Here is a 21,400-nt window from a genome sequence, read left to right as displayed (position 1 = left end):
AAGGAGCATTTATGCGAAAAATTTTTGGTAGCGCGTTTGCGCTTAGTTTGTGTGCGGCGGCTGTTTTGGCGCAGGAAGTCTCTGAGACGGCAAACGAGGTGCAGGTTTTAGACGAAATTGCCGTGGTAGGCTCGGTAGGCAAGGGTAGTGGCAAGGTCGATTTCATGAGTGCTGGAAGCTCATCTGTAATCGAGAGCAAAAAAGCAATCGAAGAGCGTGGAGCGACACAGCTTGATGAGGCTGTCAAATACGAGGCTGGTTTTATCGGACAGCCTTATGGCGCGGATTTGGATACTAGTGACTGGCTTAGACTTCGTGGATTTGAAGCTAGTGTGAGTTTGGACGGCGCAAGTGCGTATAAAGGCGGATATTTTGGTATCAGCCCTGATTTATACGGATATGAGAGTATCGAGGTGGTAAAGGGCGCAAACTCGCTACTTTATGGCTCATCATACGCTGGTGGCGTGATAAATCTAGTTTCCAAACGCCCAACTCTCACCCCACAAGGCGAAATCGGCGCGAAATTTGGCTCGAATCACCTGCGTGGGGTATTTTTCGATGTCAGTGACGAATTTAGCGAAAATGTGAAATTTCGCATTGTAAGCGATTATGAGAAAAAGCGTGGCGATATAAATTACACATGGAACGAGCATTTTTTCATCGCGCCTTCAATATTGTTTTTGCTAGGCGATGATACACAGCTCACACTTCTATCTAGCTTCACGCATGATAGTGGCACTGGAAGTAATGGATTTTTCCCTTATGTAGGCACGATGATACCTGGCGCGCAGGGTAAAATTTCGCCAAGTGCGAATTTGGGCGCATTAAATGATAGTCTATCGCGCGATCAAATTTCGGTTGGATATGAGTTAGCGCATAGCTTTAACGACAAGCTAAAATTCGAATCAAGCTATAAATTTAACCGCGAAAACAAAGACCAAATCGGCGCAAGTGTCGAGTATAATATGATAAACGATACCGATATCGCGCAGGATTTGCTCTTTGTCGATGCGAGTGTGAATTCGCATATATTCGATAATCGCATAAGCTACGAAGACGAGTGGGGAAGTGTGAAAAACCGCCTAACTTTGGGCGTGGATTACAGAGATATCCGCGCTAGGGGGCAGTATTTTTACAACTACTTCGTAGGCACTATAAATGTCTATAATCCAGTGCGCACCCGCCTAACGGCAAATCCGGCGCTGTCGTTTTCAAACCCGAATTATGACTTGGATCAAAGTCAGCTTGGGTTTTATTTAAACGATAAAATTGAGCTGTTTGAAAAGCTAAATTTGACCCTTGGAGTGCGCCATGACAAGGCAAAAGCCACGCTAAATGGTGATAAAAGCTACGACACGGACGAAACGACATATCAGGCTGGGATTTTATACGCATTTGATAGCGGATTTATGCCGTATTTCAACTACTCCGAGTCTTTTATGCCGCAATCCGGTCGCACGAGTTCGGGCGAGTTTTATAAGCCAGCTACGGCTAGACAATACGAAGCGGGTGTGAAATATCTGCCAAGCTTCATAGACGGCGAATTTAGTCTAGCGTATTTTGACATAGAGCAGAGAAATGTCCCATACACCGACGGTTCGAGCTTTTCAAGTCAGGCTGGAAAGCAAGTAGCTAAGGGCGTGGAGCTTGGCGCAAATGTGAATTTAAGCGAAAATTTAAACCTAATCGCCGCTTACACGCATTACAACGAAGCCAAAATCAATGTCGATGGCTTTGACTACATGACGCCAACGCCACTAATCCCAAAAGATATGCTCTCTGGATTTTTGGTATATTCTATGGATTTAGGAGGCGGACATGGGCTCAAAATGGGCGCTGGTGTGCGCTATGTGGGTAAAAGCAAGAGCGAGAGTAGCGCATGGACATCGCCTCGCCACGACGCTGTGAGTGTGCCGTCTCACACGCTAATTGACGCTATGGCGGAGTATTCGTATAAGGACTTTTCGCTTCGTCTAAATGCGACAAATATCGCTGATAAGGAGTATGTCGCAGGGTGTAACTACTGGTGCTATTACGGCGAGGGCGCGAAGGTAACACTAACCGCGAAGTATAGTTGGTAAAATTTCAATTAAAATTTTATGTATAAAATTTCGTAAAATTTTAAGTATAATTTTGCGAAATTTTGAATTTTTGCCAAATTTCGTTAGGTTGAAATTTGGCAAATTTTATTAAAATTTTGGGGTCTAAATTTGGTGAAATTTGTCCAAAATTTGTTAAAGTTTATTCGATTTACTCTACGATTTCGCTATCAAATTTAAAATTATCGCCAAGATAGTATTTTCGCACATTTTCGTCGTTTGCGACCTGTTTTGCTGTGCCGCTAGTGAGCAACTCGCCGTCTTTTATGACATAGGCTCTATCGCAAATCGCCAAAGTCTCACGGACATTGTGGTCGGTGATGAGAATGCCGATGTCAAGCTCTTTTAGGCTTCGCACGATGTTTTGTATGTCGCTAACAGCGATAGGATCGACACCTGCAAACGGCTCATCAAGCAAGAGAAATTTCGGCGTTATCATTAGACTTCGCGCGATTTCGCAACGCCTTCTTTCGCCACCGCTTAGACTTACGCCTTTTCGCTCTCTTATAGGCTCGATATTTAGCAGATTTAGCATTTCATCGACTTTCTCAGACGCGATTTTTTTGTCTTTATAGGTGATTTCAGCGGCAAGCATTAAATTTTCTTCCACGCTTAAATCCTTAAAAACGCTACTTTCTTGGGGCAGGTATCCGATGCCAAGCTTGGCGCGTTTGTGAAGCGGGACATTGCTAATATCCTTAAAATCGAGCAAAATTTCGCCACTCGTGCTAGAAATCAGCCCGCAAATCATATAAAATGTCGTGGTTTTGCCCGCGCCATTTGGACCTAACAAGCCCACGACTTCGCCGTTTTCGACCTCTAATGAAACGCCCTTGATTATCGGCGTGCCTTTGATAGTCTTTTTCAAATCTTTTACTTCTAATCTATGCATAAACTACCTCGTATTCGCGTTTGTCGCCCATGACCTTGATATTTACCGCGCAACAATCCAGCTCATATTTTTCAATAAATTTTATCAAATTTTCGTCCGCCCACTCGATGATATGAAGCCCGTCTTCGAATAAATTTTCGATTAAGCCATTGTTCATCATCGCCTCGCTACCGCCGTTATACAGGTCGTAGTGGTAAATTTGCCCGTAATTTTGCATGAGTGAAAATGTCGGCGAACTCACAGCGGCTGGATCTATGCCATGCGATAGCGCGATAGCCTTTGTTAGCGTGGTTTTGCCGCTTGCTAGCGTGCCATTTAGCAAAATCACTCCACTGCGTGGCAAAATTTCAGCGATTTGTGAAATTTCACTCTCACCAAGCGAGAGTTTAAAGCTCTTTGACATATTTTTCTTGCTCACTTTTTGGCGTGTTTTTGGTGGCGGGAAAGCCCAGAACTTGATAGTTTTTATCTTTTTCTAAAAATTTTATGGTGATTATATCGCCGATTTTTAGGATTTTGCTAGCCTTTGCCACTGCGCCGTTGATATAGACTACGCCACTTTTGCACATATCCTCGCTTATAGCACGCCTTTTTGTGATATTTACTGAATTTAAAAATTTATCGACTCTCATGGGCGGGATTGTAGCCAAATTCGCCTTAAAATTTGGAAATTTAGGCGAATTTAAAATTTTATAATTAATCAAAAATTTTACTACTATAAATTTGTTTTTATCAATTTTGTTATAAAGCATAAAATTCATAAATTTTAAAATTTTAAACGAAAATAAAACAATAAATTCTCATAAAATTTTTTAATAAATTTTCCTTAAAATTTTATAAAAACTTCGATAAAAACGAAGTATAATCGCTATTATATTTTATTGATAAAAATTTTCAATATATTTTAAGTTGATAATGAATATAATTTTACCACGATTTTTAAATGCAAATTTAACGAAAGGAAATTCCACATGAAAAAGAGCTTTTATCTTTCTATCGTTGTGGCTGGTGTGCTTTTTGGTGTCGAAAACAACGCAACAACTCCTAAGCATAATGCGGTTGAATTCGACGAGATTATCGTTAGTGCGACCTTGACGGAGGTCGATAACTTAAAATACGCAGGTTCGGTTGGCGTAGTTGGCGAAAAAGAGCTGAAACAAAAATCAAATGTTATCGATTCTATTATGGATATTCCAGGTGTAGATGGTGGTATGGAAATGGGGCGCGAAAGCGGTAGGCAGTTTCAAATCCGTGGATTTGGATACCAAAGCGAAAATCGCGTTATCATCAAGCAAGATGGCGTTCCAAGAAGCCCAAGTTTGTATTCAAATCATATTTCTAGTTTTAGAACCGATAGCGATATTTTAAAAAGAGTTGAGGTTACAAAGGGCGCTAGCTCGATTTTGCATGGTTCTGGTGCTATTGGCGGAATTGTAGAAATGAGCACAAAAGACGCTAGGGATTATCTAAGTGAGGGCAAAGAATTCGGTGCAATGATTGGAGGTAGATTAGAATCAAATAATATGAAAAGTGGTAGAGCTGCCGTATATGCTGCGCCAAAAGATATTCCGGTAGATATTTTGATTTATGGCAAAAAAGCTTCACATGGAAATATGAAATTTGCCGATGGTGGTTCGAAATATGCAGATCCGAACGACCCTACCACAAAAAAATCGTTTGATGATGAGGATATTAGGACTATATTTGCCAAAGTAGGGGCAAATTTAGGTGATAATCATAGATTGCAATTCAGCCTTTTTGACTACAAACTAGATGCTCTTACTACTTGGCAAACACTTTGGAATAATTATGATAGTTTAGATGTCAAGGGAAATTTAGAGCAAAGAGATTATGTTTTTAACTATTTTTACACTCCACAAAATCCATGGTTAGATTTAGAATTGACAGCCTACAAAACAGAGTCTAAATACCATAGAATTTACGAAGAAACCGAGGGTTCTGGGGTTTGGAATAGTATGTATGATAATGATGAAGAGCGTTGGGGCTTAAATTTAAAAAATGTTTCGCGTTTCGAAACTGGTATTATAAATCACAATCTTGTGACTGGATTTGACTATCAAAACAGAGAAGAGGATGCTTTAATGGCGGTCGATGGCGTCTCTACTATGGATTTTTTCTCTCATCCAAATAAATGGCAAGATTTTGGAATTTATTTGCAAGATATTATGCAAATTGGCGATTTAGAGCTAACTCTTGGGGGAAGATATGATAAATTTAAACGCAAAGTTGGTAAAAACAGTGCTGATTTTAGCGATGATAGATTTTCTCCAAGAGTTGCGCTAAGCTATACTTTTTTTGACAAATTTACTCTTCTTGCAGGATATAGTGAGAGTTTTAGAGCGCCAACTCCACATGAGACTTCACAGGCTGGTTCGATAAATAGGATGTATTATTACATACCAAATCCTGATTTAAAATCAGAGGTTGCAAAAGAGTATGAAATTGGATTTAGCTTTGCAGATGATACTATTTTTAGCGATAATGATAAATTTAGCTTCAAAGGTGTTTATTTTAACGGAAAAATCGAAGATATGATTAATATTGCAAAAAGACCAGATTTAGGAACACCACCGATTAGTGGGCTTAATCCAGCAGGAACTGGATTTCAAGAATATGGACAGTATCAAAATGTCGAAGAGGCAAAAAGACATGGTTTTGAGCTTAGTGCAAACTATGAAATAAACGGATTTAAATTTGGCGCAGGTTACGAACACCTAAAAATTTATGATAGCAAAACAAAAGAGCCTATTACAAACGGCAGACACGCCGATAAACTTATGGCAAGTTTTGGTTACAAACCACTTTCGAATTTGAGTTTGGATTTAAAAATTAGCCATTGGTTTTCGCCTGAAATTTACGGAGATGGTATTTATAGTGTAAATTCAAGGACGGGTGAAGTTACGCATTATGTCGATAAGGACTTTACGATTGCTGATTTTAAGGGCGAATACAAAATAGAAAAAAGCGAAGTTTTGCCTTTTTTAGATGGCGCGACAGTTGGTTTTGGTGTAAATAATATCTTTGATAAACCATACATTAACGCAAATAGAACCAGAGAAACTACTGCGGTAGGTCGTGGGCGAAATTTCTGGGTAGATTTAGAAGTTAAATTTTAAAATTTTCATTGAACTCCTTTTTGCGAATTTGGGTAAATTTCACCCAAATTCGCTATTTTTTTTTACTCTAAATTTGGCTTATACCCGATATTTTCCTCAAATTCTTTAAGTCTCATGTGGATTGAGCGAAGCTCTGTGATTGTCGTCCAGTTATTCGTAAATACGCTAAAACTCACGCGCACTTTATTAAACGCGTTTGCCGTTTGGATCAGCACACCAAGCGTGATTGCCTTGGTAAAAAGCCCAGGACCCATGATGAGGTAAGGCACCATGACTAGGATTTGTGAGTATGTATTTAGCCACGCATCGAAATACAAATAGTGCAAAAATAGCTTGTGGTAGTTAAATTTAAGCTTGTCAAAAAGCGAGTAAATTTTCTCTTCGCTGCCGTAGTTTTGCTTGTCTTCTTCGGCGAATACTAGCTCTTTTCGAAAGGCTGCTTCGACCTTTTGGTTGTTGTATTCTAGGCGTGGCAGGTAGCGTCCCACAAACCACGAAACCCCAAGCCCTCCGATACTAACGATTAGCGCAATCCAAACAAGCCCGCCTGGGATATTTTCGAGTATTGGTACTTTGACCCCTGAGCTTAAATTCCACAAAATCGGTATAAATGCGAACAGTGTCATAAAGGCATAGACGATACGCATGCCGACATCTTCGAGCGTTTTGGTGAAACGATAAATATCCTCTTGGATACGCTGCGAGCTACCCTCGATATCGCGCTCTACCTTGCGCCAAAAGCCGATATACGCAAATGTCATCGCTTCGCGCCATTTTAGCACCCATACACGCGTGATATATCGCTCTGCGACTACTGAGAGCACGAACCAAACAGCAATCCAAATAAAAAGCAAAATTTGCTGGTAAAATTCATCGATTGTGTGCTTGTCTATCTCGCCACCCATATCATAAAATGTCCGATACCACTCGTTAAATTTTACATTTAAAACGGTTTGAAACAAATTTATACCTAGTATGCAAAGCATACCGCCCCACGCCAAAATTCGCCATTTTTTGCTTTTGAAAAATGATGAAAACATTATCTACCTTTATTGAAAGTTTATTTCAAAATCAATTTTAGCAAATTTGATATTAATTTTTATTTTAACGCCTTAAAATTTCGCAAATTTCCCAAATTTCGCAAATTTCAGAACTTTTAAACCAAAATTTAGCTAAAATCTTTGCCGTTATTTTCAAATCAAAGGAGTGGTTATGCAAAAAAGCGTAAAAAAGGTAGTTCTAGCGTATTCTGGCGGACTTGATACGAGTATTATTTTAAAATGGCTTGGCGATAATTATGGCTGCGAAGTGGTAACTTTCACCGCTGATATCGGTCAAAACGAAGACCTAGCCCCAATCAAAGACAAAGCCCTAAAACTAGGCATTAAACCAGAAAATATTTTTATCGAAGATTTGAGAGAAGAGTTTGTAAAAGAGTATGTTTTCCCTATGTTTCGCGCAAATGCAGTCTATGAGGGCGAGTATTTGCTAGGCACAAGTATCGCTAGACCGCTAATTGCGAAAAAAATGGTCGAAATCGCGCAAAAAACAGGCGCAGACGCTGTAAGCCACGGCGCTACTGGCAAAGGAAACGATCAAGTTCGCTTCGAGCTTGGTGCGTATGCATTGCAACCTGATATCAAAGTCATTGCTCCATGGCGCGAGTGGGATTTAAACAGCCGCGAAAAGCTTTTAGCTTACGCTAGCAAACACGGTATTGATATCACCAAAAAACCAGGCAAATCACCATATTCAATGGACGCAAATTTGCTACATATCTCTTATGAGGGTTTGGTGCTAGAAGATCCAAACCACGCACCAGAGGACGATATGTGGAGATGGACAACAGATCCAAAAAATGCACCAGATGAGAGCGAAATCATCGAAATCGAGTATGCTAACGGCGATCCAATCGCGCTAAATGGCAAAAAACTAAAAGCGCATGAAATTTTACACGAATTAAACAATCTCGGCGCTAAACACGGTATCGGCAGACTTGATCTAGTCGAAAATCGCTATGTCGGTATGAAAAGTAGAGGTTGCTATGAAACCCCAGGCGGCACAATCCTTCTCAAAGCTCACCGCGCGATAGAGAGCCTTACGCTAGATCGTGGCGCAGCGCACCTAAAAGACGAGCTTATGCCAAAATACGCTGAGCTAATCTACAATGGCTTTTGGTTTAGCCCAGAGCGAATCATGCTTCAAAGCCTAATCGACAAATCACAAGAGTGCGTAAATGGCACAGTTCGCATAGAGCTATACAAAGGAAATGTCATCGTAAGAGGAAGAGAGAGCAAAGATAGCTTGTTTAATGTCGAATTTAGCACATTTGAAGAAGACGCTGTATTTAACCAAAAAGACGCAGACGGCTTTATCAAGCTAAATGCGCTTAGATTTATCATCGCAGGAAAAAGCGGTCGAAAATTTTAAAATTTAAAAGGAAATTTAATGAAAGTTTTACTTATAAAAGATGTCAAAGGGCTAGGAAAAGCCGGTGAAATCAAAGAAGTAAAAGACGGATATGGAAATAATTTTTTGATAGGAAAGGGTTTTGCACTAGCTGCGACTAACGAGGTTTTGCGCAAATACGAAGCTGGCAAACGAAAAGAAGCTGAGCTAGAAAAAGAAGAAATCGACAAAACTACCGAGCTTAAAGAGTCGTTAAAAAATATCCGATTAAAAATCGCAAAACAAGCAGGCACAAATGGCGCACTTTTTGGCTCAGTTACAAAAGAAGAGATTGCAACTGCGCTAAAAGAGCAAAAGAATTTCGATATAGATAAAAAAGTCTTGGAAGTCGAAAATATAAAAAGTGTTGGAATTTACGATGTTTCGGCGAAATTTAAACACGGTATTGTGGCAAAATTTGAAATAGATGTGGTAGCAGAGTAATGTTTGAAGCAACTACGATTTTAGCTTACAAAGGCAAAAGTGGCTCGGTTATCGGCGGAGACGGGCAAGTTACATTTGGTAATACTGTCCTCAAAGGCAATGCGACTAAAATTCGCAAAATAGGCAAAGACGGAAGCGTGCTAGCTGGATTTGCAGGAAGCACAGCCGATGCGTTTAATCTCTTTGATATGTTTGAAAAATGCCTTGATAACGCAAAGGGCGAACTTTTGAAAGCTGTGGTGGAATTTAGCAAAGAGTGGCGCAAGGATAAATATCTACGCAAACTCGAAGCCATGATGCTTGTAGTGGATAGAAAAAATATATTTTTGCTAAGTGGCACGGGCGATGTCGTCGAGCCAGACGACGGTCGCCTAGCGGCCATTGGAAGTGGCGGAAACTACGCACTAAGCGCAGCTAGGGCATTGGATAGGTTTGGAATTTTAAGCGAAGAGGATTTGGTAAAAGAGAGCCTGAAAATAGCTGGTGAAATTTGCATTTACACAAACGAAAACATTAAAACTTACGCAATCTGGGACGATAAATAGATGATGACACCAAAGGAAATTGTTAAAAATTTAGATGATTATGTAATCGGACAAAAGGACGCCAAACGCACGATAGCAGTCGCACTTCGCAATCGCTATCGCCGTATGAGGCTAAGCGATGATATGAGGGGCGAGGTTACCCCAAAAAATATCCTTATGATAGGCTCTACTGGCGTGGGAAAAACAGAAATCGCGCGAAGATTATCAAAAATGTTTGGTTTGCCATTTATCAAAGTGGAGGCTAGCAAATACACAGAAGTGGGCTTTGTAGGGCGAGATGTGGAGTCTATGGTGCGAGATTTGGCTGCTGCGGCTGTAAATTTAGTCAGAAATGAAGAATTCGAAAAAAACAAAGACAAAATCGACGAGTATATCGAGCAAAAAATTTTAGAAAAGCTTATGCCGCCATTGCCTCGCGGGGCTAGTGAAGAGAAAAACGCAGAGTATGCCAAAAGCTACGAAAAAATGCGTGAAAAACTGCTTAGCGGGAGTTTGGACGAGAAATTAATCGAAATCGAAATCAGCGAAAATACCCTAGAATCAAACTCAAATTTACCGCCAGAAATGGCAAATATGCAAGAGAATTTCATTAAAGTCATCGGCATAGCGACGAAAAAAACAAAAAAAGAGCTCAAAATCAAAGACGCCAAAGTCGCCCTTAAAAACGAAGCTAGCGAGAAAATTTTGGATATGGAAAGCGTCAAGGCAGAGGCGATGAGACGGGCTAGGGAAGAGGGCATTATCTTTATCGATGAGATTGATAAGGTAGCCGTTAGCTCTAACGGCTCGCGCCAAGATCCGAGCAAAGAGGGCGTTCAGCGCGATTTGCTTCCGATTGTGGAGGGATCGAGCGTGAGCACGAAATTTGGCAATTTAGACACCGACCACATTTTATTTATCGCGGCTGGGGCGTTTCACATAAGCAAACCAAGCGATTTGATCCCAGAGCTTCAAGGCAGATTTCCGCTTCGCGTGGAGCTTGAAAGCTTAGATGAAAACGCGCTTTACGAAATTTTAACCAAGCCAAAAAATTCGCTTCTTAAACAATACTGCGCGCTTTTAGCAACTGAGGGCGTGGAGTTAGAATTTAGCGAAAGTGGCATAAAAGCACTTGCCAAATACGCCGCTCAGGCAAACGCGCAGGTCGAAGATATCGGCGCTAGACGGCTTCATACCATAATGGAAAAGGTGCTAGAAGATATCAGCTTCGAAGCCGATGAGCATAGTGGCGAAAAGGTCGTGATTGATGAAAATTTAGTCAGCGAAAAGCTAGGCGTAATCGTAAGTAACGACGATTTGGCAAAATATATTCTTTAAATTTTGCGGGAAATTTCAATGAAAAGCGGATTTGTTACACTTATCGGACGCACGAACGCTGGGAAAAGCTCGTTTTTAAACTATCTTTTGGGTGAGCAAATTTCGCTTGTCTCGCACAAAATCAACGCCACACGCCGTAAAATCAACGGTATAGTTATGCATGGAGATGATCAAATCATCTTTGTTGATACCCCAGGACTTCACGAGAGCGAGAAGCTGATGAATAAGCTTATGGTCGAAGTGGCGCTCAAAGCCATTGGGGACGGCGATTTGACGCTGTTTTTAGCGCCTGTGCATGATAGCGTGGAAAACTACGCGAAATTTGTCGAGCTAAATCCCACTGCCAAACATATCGTGATTTTGACTAAAATCGACGAAGTAAATGACGAAAAAATCGTTAAAAAACTGCTCGAATATCAAAAATTTCAAGATAAATTTGAAGCCATAATTCCAGTTAGTATCAAAAAAAATATCTACAAACGCCAAATTTTGGACGAAATTTGCAAATTTTTGCCCGAGCATGAGTATTTTTACGATCCTGAAATTTTAAGCACTACAAACGAAAAAGACATTTACCGCGAATTTATCCTGCAATCTATTTTCGAAAATACTAATAGCGAGGTGCCGTATTCGAGCGATGTTTTAATCGAAAAAGTGATAGAAAAGCCAAATTTAATCTCAATTTATGCCCAGATTATCACCGACACAAACTCTCATAAGGAAATTTTAATTGGCAAAAATGGTGAAACAATTAAGAGAATAGGAATTAGAGGAAAAAAAATAATTTCCGCCTTTAAAAACATTAAAATTTACTTAAAGTTAATAGTTTTGGTAAAAAAAGGGTGGAAAAATGATGAAAATGGCGTAAAAAGGCACTTTATCTATTGACATTTCATTTTATTTTTATTATTATTCGTAGATATTTAATTTCATTTAAAGAAGTGGAGTGTTATGGCAAGAAATAGTAAAAATGCTACTTCGGTTGTTGCAATCAACAAAGTCACGCAAACCATATTCGGTCTAAGTGAAAATGAAGTTTTTGAACACGATTTTTCTAAATCAAATCGTGCGAAAGAGACTTACATTTCTTATGTACCTTATAAGGATGTAATGACAACAACAGTCGAAATAAGCAAGACTGTCGCGGATGACGATTTGTTAGACACTATCGTCGTTAAGGTTTATGAGGAGCTAGGTCTTGACACTGCTCTGGATTATAAAATTACATATAGCGAAGTTATCGGTGCTAACAGCGATGATAGAGTATTTAATGTATTCGTCGTCGATAACACAAAATTAACTGCTGAATTTGATGCTATCGCAGCTCGCACAAATTACATCGATTATGTCGCTATGGCACCGTTTCTTTACGAAAATCTCTATGCTCGTGGAATTTTGACAAGAGACGGAATTGATTGTTTTGTTTATCTGCAAAGAGATGACGCGTTTTTGGTCGTCTATCAAAACGGTGAATATTTTCAATCAAGACAACTTAGATACAATCTCAAATTCTTGCACGACAAATTTTCTGAATTGGTCGGAAATAGAATGGAAGAGGCTGAATTCTTTAAATTACTTGCAACACAAGGTATAAATTTAGAAAATCCAGCTGAGAGAGATTATATGATTCAAATTTTCGATGATATGTTCTACTATATCAACGATGTTTTGAATGGTATATCTAAGGTCTATAACATAAATATTCAAAGTATTTATATTGGCACAGATATCGGCAAAATCCCTGCTATCGAGGTTTTTGTAGAAAACAATCTAAAAATCGACTACAAAGATTTCAATTTTAGCGTAGCGATTAATGCGAAAGATTATCCGCTTACTCAACTAGATACTTTGATGTTTTTAGCCGGACAGCAATACTTGGCTGAGCCAGATGATGATCACAACTACTCACCATTTATGCGCCCACCACCATTAAATCAAAGATATAGCGGTAAATTGATTGGCTATATTTTAGGTGGTTTGTTACTTGGTGCTGCTTACCCTGCATATCAATTCGGCTATGGTTATTACAACAATATGATAGCTGATGAGAAAACAGTAGAGTATGAGGGGCTAGAATCAGAGCTTGTCCCTGCAAGAGCGCAAGTCAAAGAAGCAAAAGAAAAAACTGCCAAAGTCAAAGAGGAATTTGGCGTAAGAAATAAAGAACTAGGCGATCGTAGTAGTTTGATTAACGAAATTTTTAGTAAGAAAAATGAGTATGCTATGAAAGGCATGTCTGTATTTGACCTTACTAATATGATTGTTAAAAACAGAGGAAAATTGGTAAGAATAGGCAACGATGATAGAAATATCACCGTAGAAGTTCATACTAAAAATGACAAGCAAATGACAGAGTTGCTAGAAGATATAAGCCAAAAAGCAAAATATGGCGTATATACTGAAACAATCGTCTTGCAAGGCAAAGATGACAGTGTCGTTTATGATAGTAATATAAGTGTGGAGGTGCGCTAATGAGAAAAAAAGGTTCATTAGATCAAATTGATGAATGGTTTGCAGCCAAAGGAAATAGCGCCAACACATATTTATATATGGGCTTGGCTTTGGCAGCGGTTATCGCTTACTTTGCGTTGAGCACATACTCTGTGCCATATTTAGAAGAGAGCGAAAGCAATTTAGCTAGCGCGACTGATAAATTGGAAAAATCACAAAGAGAGTATGATACTGACTTTAACGGCAATCCTACTGGCAAAGTTGCACAAGAAAGAGCTGTTTTAAAACGCGAAGAGACAAATTTGGAAAATGCTGTTAATAAAATCAACTATTTAGATGTAAAATTGACAGAGATTTCAAAGCTAACATACAATGAGAAAAACTGGGCTACCTTTATGGATAGTTTAACAACACTGGCCGAGAATAATAATATAAAAATTCATAGCATTATTAGCTCTAAAAAAGAGCCAAGTGCTAAAAATGTATTCAAGCCAGAAGCATTGTTGAATATCGATGTTAAATTCGAAGGTACTTTTCAAAATGTTGTTAGATATGTAAATTTAATTGAACAATCAGAAATGATTGTAGATGTTAATAAGATGGATATCAATGGCACCGAAGAAGGTAAAATTGGTGGCACGGTTGGTATGTCTATCTGGGGAGTGAATTACAAATGAAAAAGATAATTTTATGTTCGTTTGTTTTGTCTAGTGTGCTTTTTGGTGCAGATGAGCCTAAGGGTCTGTCTGATGAAGTAAGAGCATTTCAAGATAGATATAATGGTATGTTTTCTAACCTAAACAAGCCAAGGGTGGGTCTTAGTGATTCTCAAATCGCATCTTTGCCAGATCCGTTTTATCCGCGCGAGGCTAATACCCCTCAACCTGTGGTGAAAAAAACAGAAGGTTTAGGTTATCAGTTGCTTGGTATCATGGGCAATAAAGTTAAATTAAATGACAAATGGTATGGACTAGGTGATTATATCGGTTCATATAAAATTGTCCAAATAACTGGCAATAGCGTTATTGTCGCTAATAACGAAGATAATAAAATCGAATTAAAACTAAAACAAGGAAATCAAAATGTCACTATTACATACAAGTAAGAAACTTAGCTTAGCTGCTATGCTTGCATTATCGCTTGGTGTCACAGGTTTATCTGCTGCTTCAAACTGCGATAGAAAGGCTTTGAATATTAAGGTTAATGATGTTGTAACGCTAAATGAAATGTTAACACAATTATCTGATATGTGTAGATTTTCTGTCGTTGCAAAAGATGCTATTGCGCAAGAGGAACTTGCAAAAGAGCTTCAAGGTGTTAGCATTAAAGATATGTCATTAAGAGAGGTTTTTGATTTATTGATCAAAGAAAACAACCTTAGCTATGATTACTCAAATGATGTTCTTAAAGTATCTGCATTAGAGACAAAAACATTTAAAGTAGATTATATCACTTCTGTAAGAGAAGGTATTGCTACTACGAAAGCCTCTGTTGATTCATCTCCTATTGAAACGGATGATTCTGGTGATGAAAAAGTAGATATCAATGATAATAAAATTACAACTATTGAAAAATTTGATTTCTGGGAAAAAATGAGTGAAGAAATCACTTCTATTTTAAATAACGGTACAGAGAAATATGTAGCCGTAGCTCCTATCATCAATCAAAATGCTGGTTTGGTAACAGTAACTGGTATGAAATCTCAAATTGCTCGTGTAGATAGGTATATTCAAAGTATGCAAAAACGCCTTGGCAGACAGGTTTTGCTTGATGTGAATATTGTATCTGTTGAGTTAAATAATGAATACACAACAGGTATCGATTGGAGCAAATTTCAATTAGGTTTCAACACTTATGTAAATGGTAGTAGTTTAACTCCTACTACATACTCTATTACCAATGGTTATTCTGGCAAAGCTAGTGGCACTAATGGTGCTTGGACAATTGGCGCTAATTTAAATTTTAGCATTGATGGTATGATTAATTTCTTGGAAACCAAAGGCAAAACAAAGGTTGTATCTAGCCCTAAGGTTACAACTATGAATAATCAACCTGCTATCATTTCTGTCGGCGACACAATTAATTATGTGTTGATTAAATCGCGTGAGTCGGTAACTAGCTCAGAGGGCGATTCTGTCGATGTAGAACAAACACAATACTCTATTTTTGTTGGTATTTTGTTGAATATTTTGCCTGAAATTTCAGATGATAATAGAGTTATGTTAAGAATTAATCCTTCTTTAAGTTCTTTAAAATATGCTGAGGATGAAAACAGACAAACAGATTCTGATGGTAATATTGTAGCAAGAACAATTGCTCCTGATACACTTCAAAAGAAACTTTCAAGTGTAGTTTGGGTTGATGATGGCGATACTGTAATTCTTGGCGGATTAATTGGCGGAACTAAATCTAAAAGAAATACAAGAGTTCCAGTTCTTGCAGAAATTCCTTTAATTGGAAATTTATTCAAGAGTACAGCTGATGTTGTTAGCACAACTGAGCTTATTTTCGTCGTAACTCCGCATATTATCGACAATACAGGCGCTCCTTTGGCTACATCGCTAAAAGAGCTTGGTTACTCAAAATCAATTTATGAAAAATAATGAGTAACACTTATACCTCTATTAAAGAGATATTTATCGAAGATAACGAAGTCTCAGACTTCGTTAATCTCGATAAATCAACTCTTGCATACCATAAAATTTTAAATGCCCTACAAAAACCGCTTAAACTGATTTTGTTTTATGGCAAACCAGGTTGCGGAAAGACCTTTTTGCTAAATAAAATCAAGGTCGATTTGGAAAAAAAGGTTAAAGTAGTTTTTATGCCACAACCTTTTTTTGATGAAAAAGAGTTTTTTTTAGAACTTTATTCTCAAATTTTCCACTCTAACCCAGTTGCGCCAATCGATAACTATGAGAATTTTATGAGAGTTTATCGTGAGAGACTTGGGATTACAGGTGGAGGTGCAGCCGTGGAGCAGGTGGTAATCTTGCTCGATGAAGCTCAACTTTATCCTGGAAATTTGATTGAAAAAATTAGATTAATGGCGGATTCTAGGTTATTTAAATTTTTATTTACAGTGCATAAAACAGATGAGGAAGATCCGTCTTGCCAAAGATTATTTTAAAACCAGAATTTGGGAGAGTATCGAGCTTCCAAACTCAAATTTAGGCGAGGTGAAGCTGTATATAGAAAAAAAATTAGTTTTTCATGGTTTTCAGCAATATTATTTTATGTTTAGCGATGACAATTTTGATTTAATCCTAAATTTAACTGATGGAAATATGAGAAACATAAATAAATTAATGTATAAAATGTATGAGCTGTTTGAGTATTACGAGGCAAATAAGCCAACAGAGATTAGTTTTGCTCAAATCAATAATAAAATAATAGAAATGGCGGCCATTGGCACGGGGATAATCGATGCTTGAATTTTACGAAGTTAATGAATTAGAAAAAAAATGGGAAGAATACAATAAAAACAAAAAGCAATTTTCCTTTTTGAAATCTAAGCCAAATTTTGTATTTAAATTTGACAAGACGATTTTGGGGCTTTTGGCTTTGATTTCTATCGCGATCGGCGCGATTTTTTGGTTGCTCAAAGACGACGATAAAGTAAGCATGGCTAGCATAAACGAAAATATCCAAAACGAACCTACCATAAGCGATGTCGTGCCAAACCCTACGCCGCAGGCCCAGCCTACCATAAATACTGCCCCGCAAACTGAGGTTGCCGCGCAAAATAGTGAAATTTCGCGCGCGGATTATAATATCAGCGCCCCAGCAAACGATAGCAACCGAGCGCAAAATGTAGAACGTCCAAGCCTAAATATCAACGATGTGGGCGTGCTATCTAGCGAGGATTCTGGCGGTTTTAAGATCACAAACACATACGAAAATTCTGCCAATAACCAAAATTTTGCTAACCAAAATTTTGCAAACGGGGGATTTAATCAGGGTTTTAATCAGGCTAACAATGTGCCAAATTTTAACCCAAATGCTCAAAATTTCAACCAACCGATGAAAAACGAGATTATTGATTTTGGTAAGGCTCCATTGCCGCCAAAACAAAATGTCGCTTCAAGCGCGCCAGCCCCTGTAAATAGGGCTCCGATTAGTTCTCGCCTTGAAATTCGCACTTCAAATTTAAGCTCTGAGCGACAGAGTTTGGAGAGTAAATTTTATGCGACAAATAAAATCGAGTATTCACTTTCCTTGGCCGAGGAAGCTTATAATAAAAAAGATTATGACAATGCGATAAAATGGGCTTTAACATCAAATGAGATTGATAAAAACAATATTAATAGCTGGATAATTTTTGCCAAAGCTAATTATAAAAAAGGTCGCAAAGATGACGCTATTTACGCGCTAGAAACATTTAATTCTAAGGCTAAAAATGGCGAAATTGCGAATTTAATAAATCAAATCAAAAGCGGTGCGCTATGAGAGTATTTTTATTTTTAACGCTAATTTTGGGCTCTGTTTTCGCTGTCAATGTCGATGATGTGCGAAACTGGGATCAAATCGGTCAATACAATAGAATTTGCCAAGAAAGCGTTAGAAATCTCTTTATCGAGGAGCAAAACGAGGCGCTAGCGAACACTTACGCGAAAGCTTGCCTAAAAATGGATAGGGTAAATGAGCTAGTCGTGCCAATGGTAATGCTGTATAAAACAAAGGAAACTAGGGAAAATGCCTCTTTGTATTCGACCATAGTTTTCCAAAAGAAAATGCTTTATTTAGCGCTTTGTGACGGCGTGGATATTTCGTATATCAGAACGCCGAAGATTAATTATATTTTGTCTGAAATTTTTGATAAATTTGTAGAGAAAACATACACCAAAAAAGGCGATGCGTATGTTTTTACCCTAGATGACGGCGAAAAAGCCGAGCTTTTTATCAAAGAAGAAGAGGGAGTAAAAAAAATGGTGGTGGCAATCTATGCCGGTGAAAAACTTAGCTCGATTAAAATTTATTGGTGATTGATATGACAAAGATAGAAGAGCAGATTGTTTCAATTCTAATAAAAAATAATGTCCTAACCCAAGCTATCGTCCCTGAAATTCAGGAGAAAATGGATATTGGTTTGACCCTTGGCGAAGTTTTGGTCGGCGACAACTATTTAAGTCAAGAAAATTTTTGCTTGATTTTAGCTGAGCTTTACAAACGCAGACAGATTGATTACGAAGATGTTCGTGAGAAATTTTCAATCGATCAAAAAGAATTTTTGCAAGTTTTGGCTAAAAAGCAAAATTTAACCTATATGAATTTAGATGATGTTGATATCGATTTTAAACTATCTGAGCGCGCTCCGATGGCGCAACTTAAAAAATTTGGCGTAATCCCTGTAAGGGCGGACGATTTAAATATCTATGTTGCGTTTTCTGATCCATTTAATATGGAAGCCCAGGATAGAATTCAAGCGATTTTTAACAAACACCTTCTAAAAATAGTTGTAGCCGATCCAAATCAAGTAAATAAATATATGGCTAAACTCGAACTTTCCGAGAGTATCAAAGATTTGGTCGCTACTATTAGAAAAGAGCTTGCTAGCACGGGCGGTAGTGGCACAGGCGATGATACATCTGCGATTTTGCAGCTTATCGAGATGATTGTAAAACAATCAATCATTATGCGCGGTAGCGATATTCACATAGAGCCTACTGAGAATAACTGCGTCGTGCGCACCAGAATTGACGGTATGTTGCAAGAAATTTTTATCTTTGATAAAGATATTTATCCGCCACTTGTGAGCCGTTTGAAACTGCTTTCAAATATGGATATCGCAGAGCGTAGAAAGCCACAAGACGGCCGTTTTTCTATGACGATTTCTGGGCGCGAATACGATTTTCGTATCTCTACACTGCCTATTATCAATGGCGAATCTACCGTTATGCGTATTTTGGATAAATCTAAGGTTATCATTAGCCTTGAAAAGCTTGGTATGCACCCAGAAAGCTTTAAAAAATTTAGCAATGCAATGCACGCACCGTATGGCATTATCCTAGTTACTGGACCAACCGGTAGTGGTAAATCAACCACACTATATGCGGCACTAAACGATGTCAAAAGTGTCGATACAAAAATCATTACCGTTGAAGACCCTGTTGAGTATCAGGTAAATTTAATACAACAAGTCCATGTTAATGAAAAAGCAGGCCTTACATTTGCGTCGGCTTTGCGCTCGATTTTGCGTCAAGACCCTGATATTATAATGATCGGTGAGATTCGTGACCAAGAAACGCTTAGAATCGCGATTCAAGCGGCTCTTACTGGACACTTGGTCTTTTCTACACTACACACAAATGACGCTGTTAGTGCGATACCAAGAATTGTAGATATGGGAATTGAGAGTTACTTAATCAGTGGTGCGCTTATTGCGGTCGAGGCTCAACGCCTTGTGCGCAAGCTATGCCCGCACTGCAAACAACCGACAAATGTACCAAAATCTATGCTTGATCAGTTAAAAGAATTTTTACCTGAGCAGTATAAATTTTTCAAAGCAGTCGGTTGTGATCAATGTGGTCAGACAGGCTATATGGGTCGTGAGATGATAAGTGAAATTTTGCCTATTACAGATCGTATGCAAAGCCTGATTGCAAATGGTGGCTCGAAAGACGATATGAGAGCTTTGGCGAAAGAGGAGGGCTTTATCGATATGTTTGAAGACGGCATTATTCGTGCAGCTCGTGGAGTAACAAGTATAGAAGAAATTTATAGGGTGGCTAAACAATGAAAGATTTAAATGTAAATATGAACGCTGGTGGAAAACGCCAGCAAATGCGACTAAAAGTCAATAACAAGGTCAATGCGAACAATCTAATGAAACAACGCTCAGGCGGTTCGATTTCTAGACGCGCTCAAACGCAAAATTTGGGTAATATCACAGGCGATTTTAAAACCCAAGTAACTCGTTTAATGGGCGGTAGTGGCAAGGTAAAAACTCTGCCATTAGTCGCTGCTATTAGACAGCTTTCTGTTATGACAAACGCTGGTATTTCTATCCACGACTCTATTAAAGAGGTCGCAAGAGCGACAGAGGATAAGACGCTAAAAGGCATTTTTAGCGCGATGAACGACGACCTTAATGCAGGTCTTAGCCTGACTGAATCAGCGGAGAAATTCCGCCCACAACTAGGCGATGTCGTCGTGGCAATGGTAAGCCTCGGTGAGGCCACAGGTAATATGGCTGAATCACTTGCCAAGCTAGCTTCTATGCTTACTGAACTTTACGAAAACCAAAGAAAATTTAAAAAGGCTATGCGCTATCCGATGACTTTGATGATTGTTATGGCGATAGCATTTACGATTTTGATGATGTATGTTGTGCCTAAATTCCGCGAAATTTTCGAAGAGCTCGGCGCAGATTTGCCACTTCCTACAAGAATTTTGCTAGGAATTGAAAGTGCGCTTAGCAATTATGGTGGCTATATTTTGCTTGGTATCATCGTTACAATCGTGGGTCTTAAATGGCTCTATAAAAACAACGATCAGTTTAAAATCGGCTGGGATAGGGGAATTTTAAAGGTTTATTTGTTTGGTAAGATTATATTCTACTCTACAATGTCAAGATTTATGCTTATTTTTACCGAGCTAGTTCGCGCTGGTATTCCTATCGCAGATGCCCTTGATACGGCTGTTTTGATGGTCGATAACCACACGCTAAAAGAAAAACTTTCAAGCGTTAAAATCGCTGTTCAACAAGGTGTTAGCCTAACAGAGGCTTTTGAGAATACTGGACTTTACGAGAGTATGCTTATTCAGATGATTAGCGCTGGTGAGCAGGCTGGTAACCTTGATAAAATGCTTGGAAATGTCGCTGATTATTACAAAGAGAAATTTGACGATATTATCGATAATATTTCTAGCTATGTTGAGCCGATTATGCTATTTTTCATGGCTGGTATGGTCTTGCTACTCGCCCTTGGTATCTTTATGCCAATGTGGGATTTGGGAAAAGCTGTCAAAAACTAAAACAAAATCCGCGTCCAAATCGGGCGCGGATTTATCACAACTTCGTAAAATTCTAGTTTTCAAATAAAATTTTAACCTTAAATTTGCTAA

General features: G+C 38.6%; 19 protein-coding genes and 1 pseudogene. 16 read left to right on the top strand and 4 right to left on the bottom strand.

Features of this window, described 5'->3' with window-relative positions; genetic code table 11:
- Nucleotides 1-11: 11 nt before the first annotated feature.
- A complete protein-coding gene (locus OFN98_RS03085; RefSeq protein ID WP_270874614.1) occupies nt 12-2,081 on the top strand; it encodes a TonB-dependent siderophore receptor in 2,070 nt (689 codons plus the stop codon).
- A gap of 169 nt (nt 2,082-2,250) precedes the next feature.
- Here OFN98_RS03085 and lptB read toward each other — a convergent pair whose 3' ends face one another.
- From lptB to OFN98_RS03070, 3 genes are read right to left on the bottom strand one after another with little or no spacing between them, the layout of a single operon-like run.
- Nucleotides 2,251-2,991 carry an LPS export ABC transporter ATP-binding protein gene (gene lptB, locus OFN98_RS03080; protein WP_270874615.1) on the bottom strand — a complete coding sequence of 247 codons (741 nt, stop codon included), beginning with the start codon at nt 2,989-2,991 and terminating at the stop codon, nt 2,251-2,253.
- Nucleotides 2,984-3,394: a tRNA (adenosine(37)-N6)-threonylcarbamoyltransferase complex ATPase subunit type 1 TsaE gene (tsaE, locus tag OFN98_RS03075; protein ID WP_270874616.1), complete on the bottom strand. Its 411-nt coding sequence runs from the start codon at nt 3,392-3,394 to the stop codon at nt 2,984-2,986. The genes lptB and tsaE overlap by 8 nt, the downstream gene beginning before the upstream one ends.
- The gene (locus tag OFN98_RS03070; protein WP_270859213.1) at nt 3,378-3,623 is read right to left on the bottom strand and encodes an RNA-binding S4 domain-containing protein; all 246 of its coding nucleotides are present in this window, start codon (nt 3,621-3,623) and stop codon (nt 3,378-3,380) included. The genes tsaE and OFN98_RS03070 overlap by 17 nt, the downstream gene beginning before the upstream one ends.
- A 339-nt stretch (nt 3,624-3,962) precedes the next feature.
- On the opposite strand from OFN98_RS03070, the gene OFN98_RS03065 reads away from it, so the two are divergent.
- Nucleotides 3,963-6,128, top strand: coding sequence for a TonB-dependent receptor domain-containing protein (locus OFN98_RS03065; RefSeq protein WP_270874617.1), 2,166 nt, complete (start codon nt 3,963-3,965; stop codon nt 6,126-6,128).
- 62 nt (nt 6,129-6,190) lie between these two features.
- Here the strand turns inward: OFN98_RS03065 and OFN98_RS03060 are convergent, their stop codons facing one another.
- Entirely contained in the window at nt 6,191-7,168 is a 978-nt protein-coding gene (locus OFN98_RS03060) for a putative transporter (RefSeq protein WP_270874618.1), read from the bottom strand.
- Between the two features lie 172 nt (nt 7,169-7,340).
- Here OFN98_RS03060 and OFN98_RS03055 point away from each other — a divergent pair, with 172 nt between their 5' ends.
- From OFN98_RS03055 to OFN98_RS02990, 14 genes and pseudogenes are all read left to right on the top strand, one after another.
- Nucleotides 7,341-8,558, top strand: a complete 1,218-nt coding sequence (locus tag OFN98_RS03055; RefSeq protein ID WP_270874619.1) for an argininosuccinate synthase — start codon at nt 7,341-7,343, stop codon at nt 8,556-8,558.
- An 18-nt stretch (nt 8,559-8,576) separates the two neighbouring features.
- Nucleotides 8,577-9,020, top strand: a complete 444-nt coding sequence (gene rplI / locus OFN98_RS03050; protein ID WP_270874620.1) for a 50S ribosomal protein L9 — start codon at nt 8,577-8,579, stop codon at nt 9,018-9,020.
- Entirely contained in the window at nt 9,020-9,565 is a 546-nt protein-coding gene (gene hslV, locus OFN98_RS03045; protein ID WP_270858759.1) for an ATP-dependent protease subunit HslV, read from the top strand. The genes rplI and hslV overlap by 1 nt, the downstream gene beginning before the upstream one ends.
- Complete coding sequence (hslU, locus tag OFN98_RS03040) at nt 9,566-10,882, top strand: HslU--HslV peptidase ATPase subunit (RefSeq protein WP_270862436.1); 1,317 nt, start codon at nt 9,566-9,568, stop codon at nt 10,880-10,882. It begins immediately after the preceding gene.
- Nucleotides 10,883-10,900: 18 nt separating this feature from the next.
- Nucleotides 10,901-11,770, top strand: a complete 870-nt coding sequence (era, locus tag OFN98_RS03035) for a GTPase Era (RefSeq protein ID WP_270858761.1) — start codon at nt 10,901-10,903, stop codon at nt 11,768-11,770.
- A 63-nt stretch (nt 11,771-11,833) separates the two neighbouring features.
- Complete coding sequence (locus OFN98_RS03030; RefSeq protein ID WP_270874621.1) at nt 11,834-13,354, top strand: hypothetical protein; 1,521 nt, start codon at nt 11,834-11,836, stop codon at nt 13,352-13,354.
- A complete protein-coding gene (gene pilO, locus OFN98_RS03025) occupies nt 13,354-14,010 on the top strand; it encodes a type 4a pilus biogenesis protein PilO (RefSeq protein WP_270874622.1) in 657 nt (218 codons plus the stop codon). Before OFN98_RS03030 ends, pilO begins: the two co-directional genes overlap by 1 nt.
- The gene (locus tag OFN98_RS03020; protein ID WP_270869418.1) at nt 14,007-14,438 is read left to right on the top strand and encodes a hypothetical protein; all 432 of its coding nucleotides are present in this window, start codon (nt 14,007-14,009) and stop codon (nt 14,436-14,438) included. Before pilO ends, OFN98_RS03020 begins: the two co-directional genes overlap by 4 nt.
- A complete protein-coding gene (gene mshL, locus OFN98_RS03015) occupies nt 14,416-15,936 on the top strand; it encodes a pilus (MSHA type) biogenesis protein MshL (RefSeq protein WP_270874623.1) in 1,521 nt (506 codons plus the stop codon). The genes OFN98_RS03020 and mshL overlap by 23 nt, the downstream gene beginning before the upstream one ends.
- Nucleotides 15,936-16,767 (top strand): annotated as a pseudogene (locus OFN98_RS03010) (AAA family ATPase). The gene mshL and the pseudogene OFN98_RS03010 overlap by 1 nt, the downstream one beginning before the upstream one ends.
- Nucleotides 16,760-17,782, top strand: coding sequence for a tetratricopeptide repeat protein (locus tag OFN98_RS03005; protein WP_270876599.1), 1,023 nt, complete (start codon nt 16,760-16,762; stop codon nt 17,780-17,782). Before OFN98_RS03010 ends, OFN98_RS03005 begins: the two are co-directional and overlap by 8 nt.
- On the top strand, nt 17,779-18,318 hold the full coding sequence (locus tag OFN98_RS03000; RefSeq protein ID WP_270858768.1) for a hypothetical protein: 540 nt from the start codon (nt 17,779-17,781) through the stop codon (nt 18,316-18,318). Before OFN98_RS03005 ends, OFN98_RS03000 begins: the two co-directional genes overlap by 4 nt.
- 5 nt (nt 18,319-18,323) lie before the next feature.
- A complete protein-coding gene (locus OFN98_RS02995; RefSeq protein ID WP_270864455.1) occupies nt 18,324-20,072 on the top strand; it encodes a GspE/PulE family protein in 1,749 nt (582 codons plus the stop codon).
- Nucleotides 20,069-21,310, top strand: a complete 1,242-nt coding sequence (locus OFN98_RS02990) for a type II secretion system F family protein (RefSeq protein ID WP_270876598.1) — start codon at nt 20,069-20,071, stop codon at nt 21,308-21,310. Before OFN98_RS02995 ends, OFN98_RS02990 begins: the two co-directional genes overlap by 4 nt.
- Nucleotides 21,311-21,400: the final 90 nt, after the last annotated feature.

Source organism: Campylobacter sp. JMF_15 NE4, from assembly GCF_027737645.1.
GTDB lineage: Bacteria > Campylobacterota > Campylobacteria > Campylobacterales > Campylobacteraceae > Campylobacter_B.
Note: the sequence above shows the minus strand (reverse complement) of the source record. Positions and strands in the feature narration are given on the sequence as shown.

Coding starts and splice junctions, on each gene's coding strand:
- OFN98_RS03085 (WP_270874614.1), top strand. CDS start 12: ATGCGAAAAATTTTTGGTAGCGCGTTTGCGCTTAGTTTGTGTGCGGCG.
- lptB (WP_270874615.1), bottom strand. CDS start 2,991: ATGCATAGATTAGAAGTAAAAGATTTGAAAAAGACTATCAAAGGCACG.
- tsaE (WP_270874616.1), bottom strand. CDS start 3,394: ATGTCAAAGAGCTTTAAACTCTCGCTTGGTGAGAGTGAAATTTCACAA.
- OFN98_RS03070 (WP_270859213.1), bottom strand. CDS start 3,623: ATGAGAGTCGATAAATTTTTAAATTCAGTAAATATCACAAAAAGGCGT.
- OFN98_RS03065 (WP_270874617.1), top strand. CDS start 3,963: ATGAAAAAGAGCTTTTATCTTTCTATCGTTGTGGCTGGTGTGCTTTTT.
- OFN98_RS03060 (WP_270874618.1), bottom strand. CDS start 7,168: ATGTTTTCATCATTTTTCAAAAGCAAAAAATGGCGAATTTTGGCGTGG.
- OFN98_RS03055 (WP_270874619.1), top strand. CDS start 7,341: ATGCAAAAAAGCGTAAAAAAGGTAGTTCTAGCGTATTCTGGCGGACTT.
- rplI (WP_270874620.1), top strand. CDS start 8,577: ATGAAAGTTTTACTTATAAAAGATGTCAAAGGGCTAGGAAAAGCCGGT.
- hslV (WP_270858759.1), top strand. CDS start 9,020: ATGTTTGAAGCAACTACGATTTTAGCTTACAAAGGCAAAAGTGGCTCG.
- hslU (WP_270862436.1), top strand. CDS start 9,566: ATGATGACACCAAAGGAAATTGTTAAAAATTTAGATGATTATGTAATC.
- era (WP_270858761.1), top strand. CDS start 10,901: ATGAAAAGCGGATTTGTTACACTTATCGGACGCACGAACGCTGGGAAA.
- OFN98_RS03030 (WP_270874621.1), top strand. CDS start 11,834: ATGGCAAGAAATAGTAAAAATGCTACTTCGGTTGTTGCAATCAACAAA.
- pilO (WP_270874622.1), top strand. CDS start 13,354: ATGAGAAAAAAAGGTTCATTAGATCAAATTGATGAATGGTTTGCAGCC.
- OFN98_RS03020 (WP_270869418.1), top strand. CDS start 14,007: ATGAAAAAGATAATTTTATGTTCGTTTGTTTTGTCTAGTGTGCTTTTT.
- mshL (WP_270874623.1), top strand. CDS start 14,416: ATGTCACTATTACATACAAGTAAGAAACTTAGCTTAGCTGCTATGCTT.
- OFN98_RS03005 (WP_270876599.1), top strand. CDS start 16,760: ATGCTTGAATTTTACGAAGTTAATGAATTAGAAAAAAAATGGGAAGAA.
- OFN98_RS03000 (WP_270858768.1), top strand. CDS start 17,779: ATGAGAGTATTTTTATTTTTAACGCTAATTTTGGGCTCTGTTTTCGCT.
- OFN98_RS02995 (WP_270864455.1), top strand. CDS start 18,324: ATGACAAAGATAGAAGAGCAGATTGTTTCAATTCTAATAAAAAATAAT.
- OFN98_RS02990 (WP_270876598.1), top strand. CDS start 20,069: ATGAAAGATTTAAATGTAAATATGAACGCTGGTGGAAAACGCCAGCAA.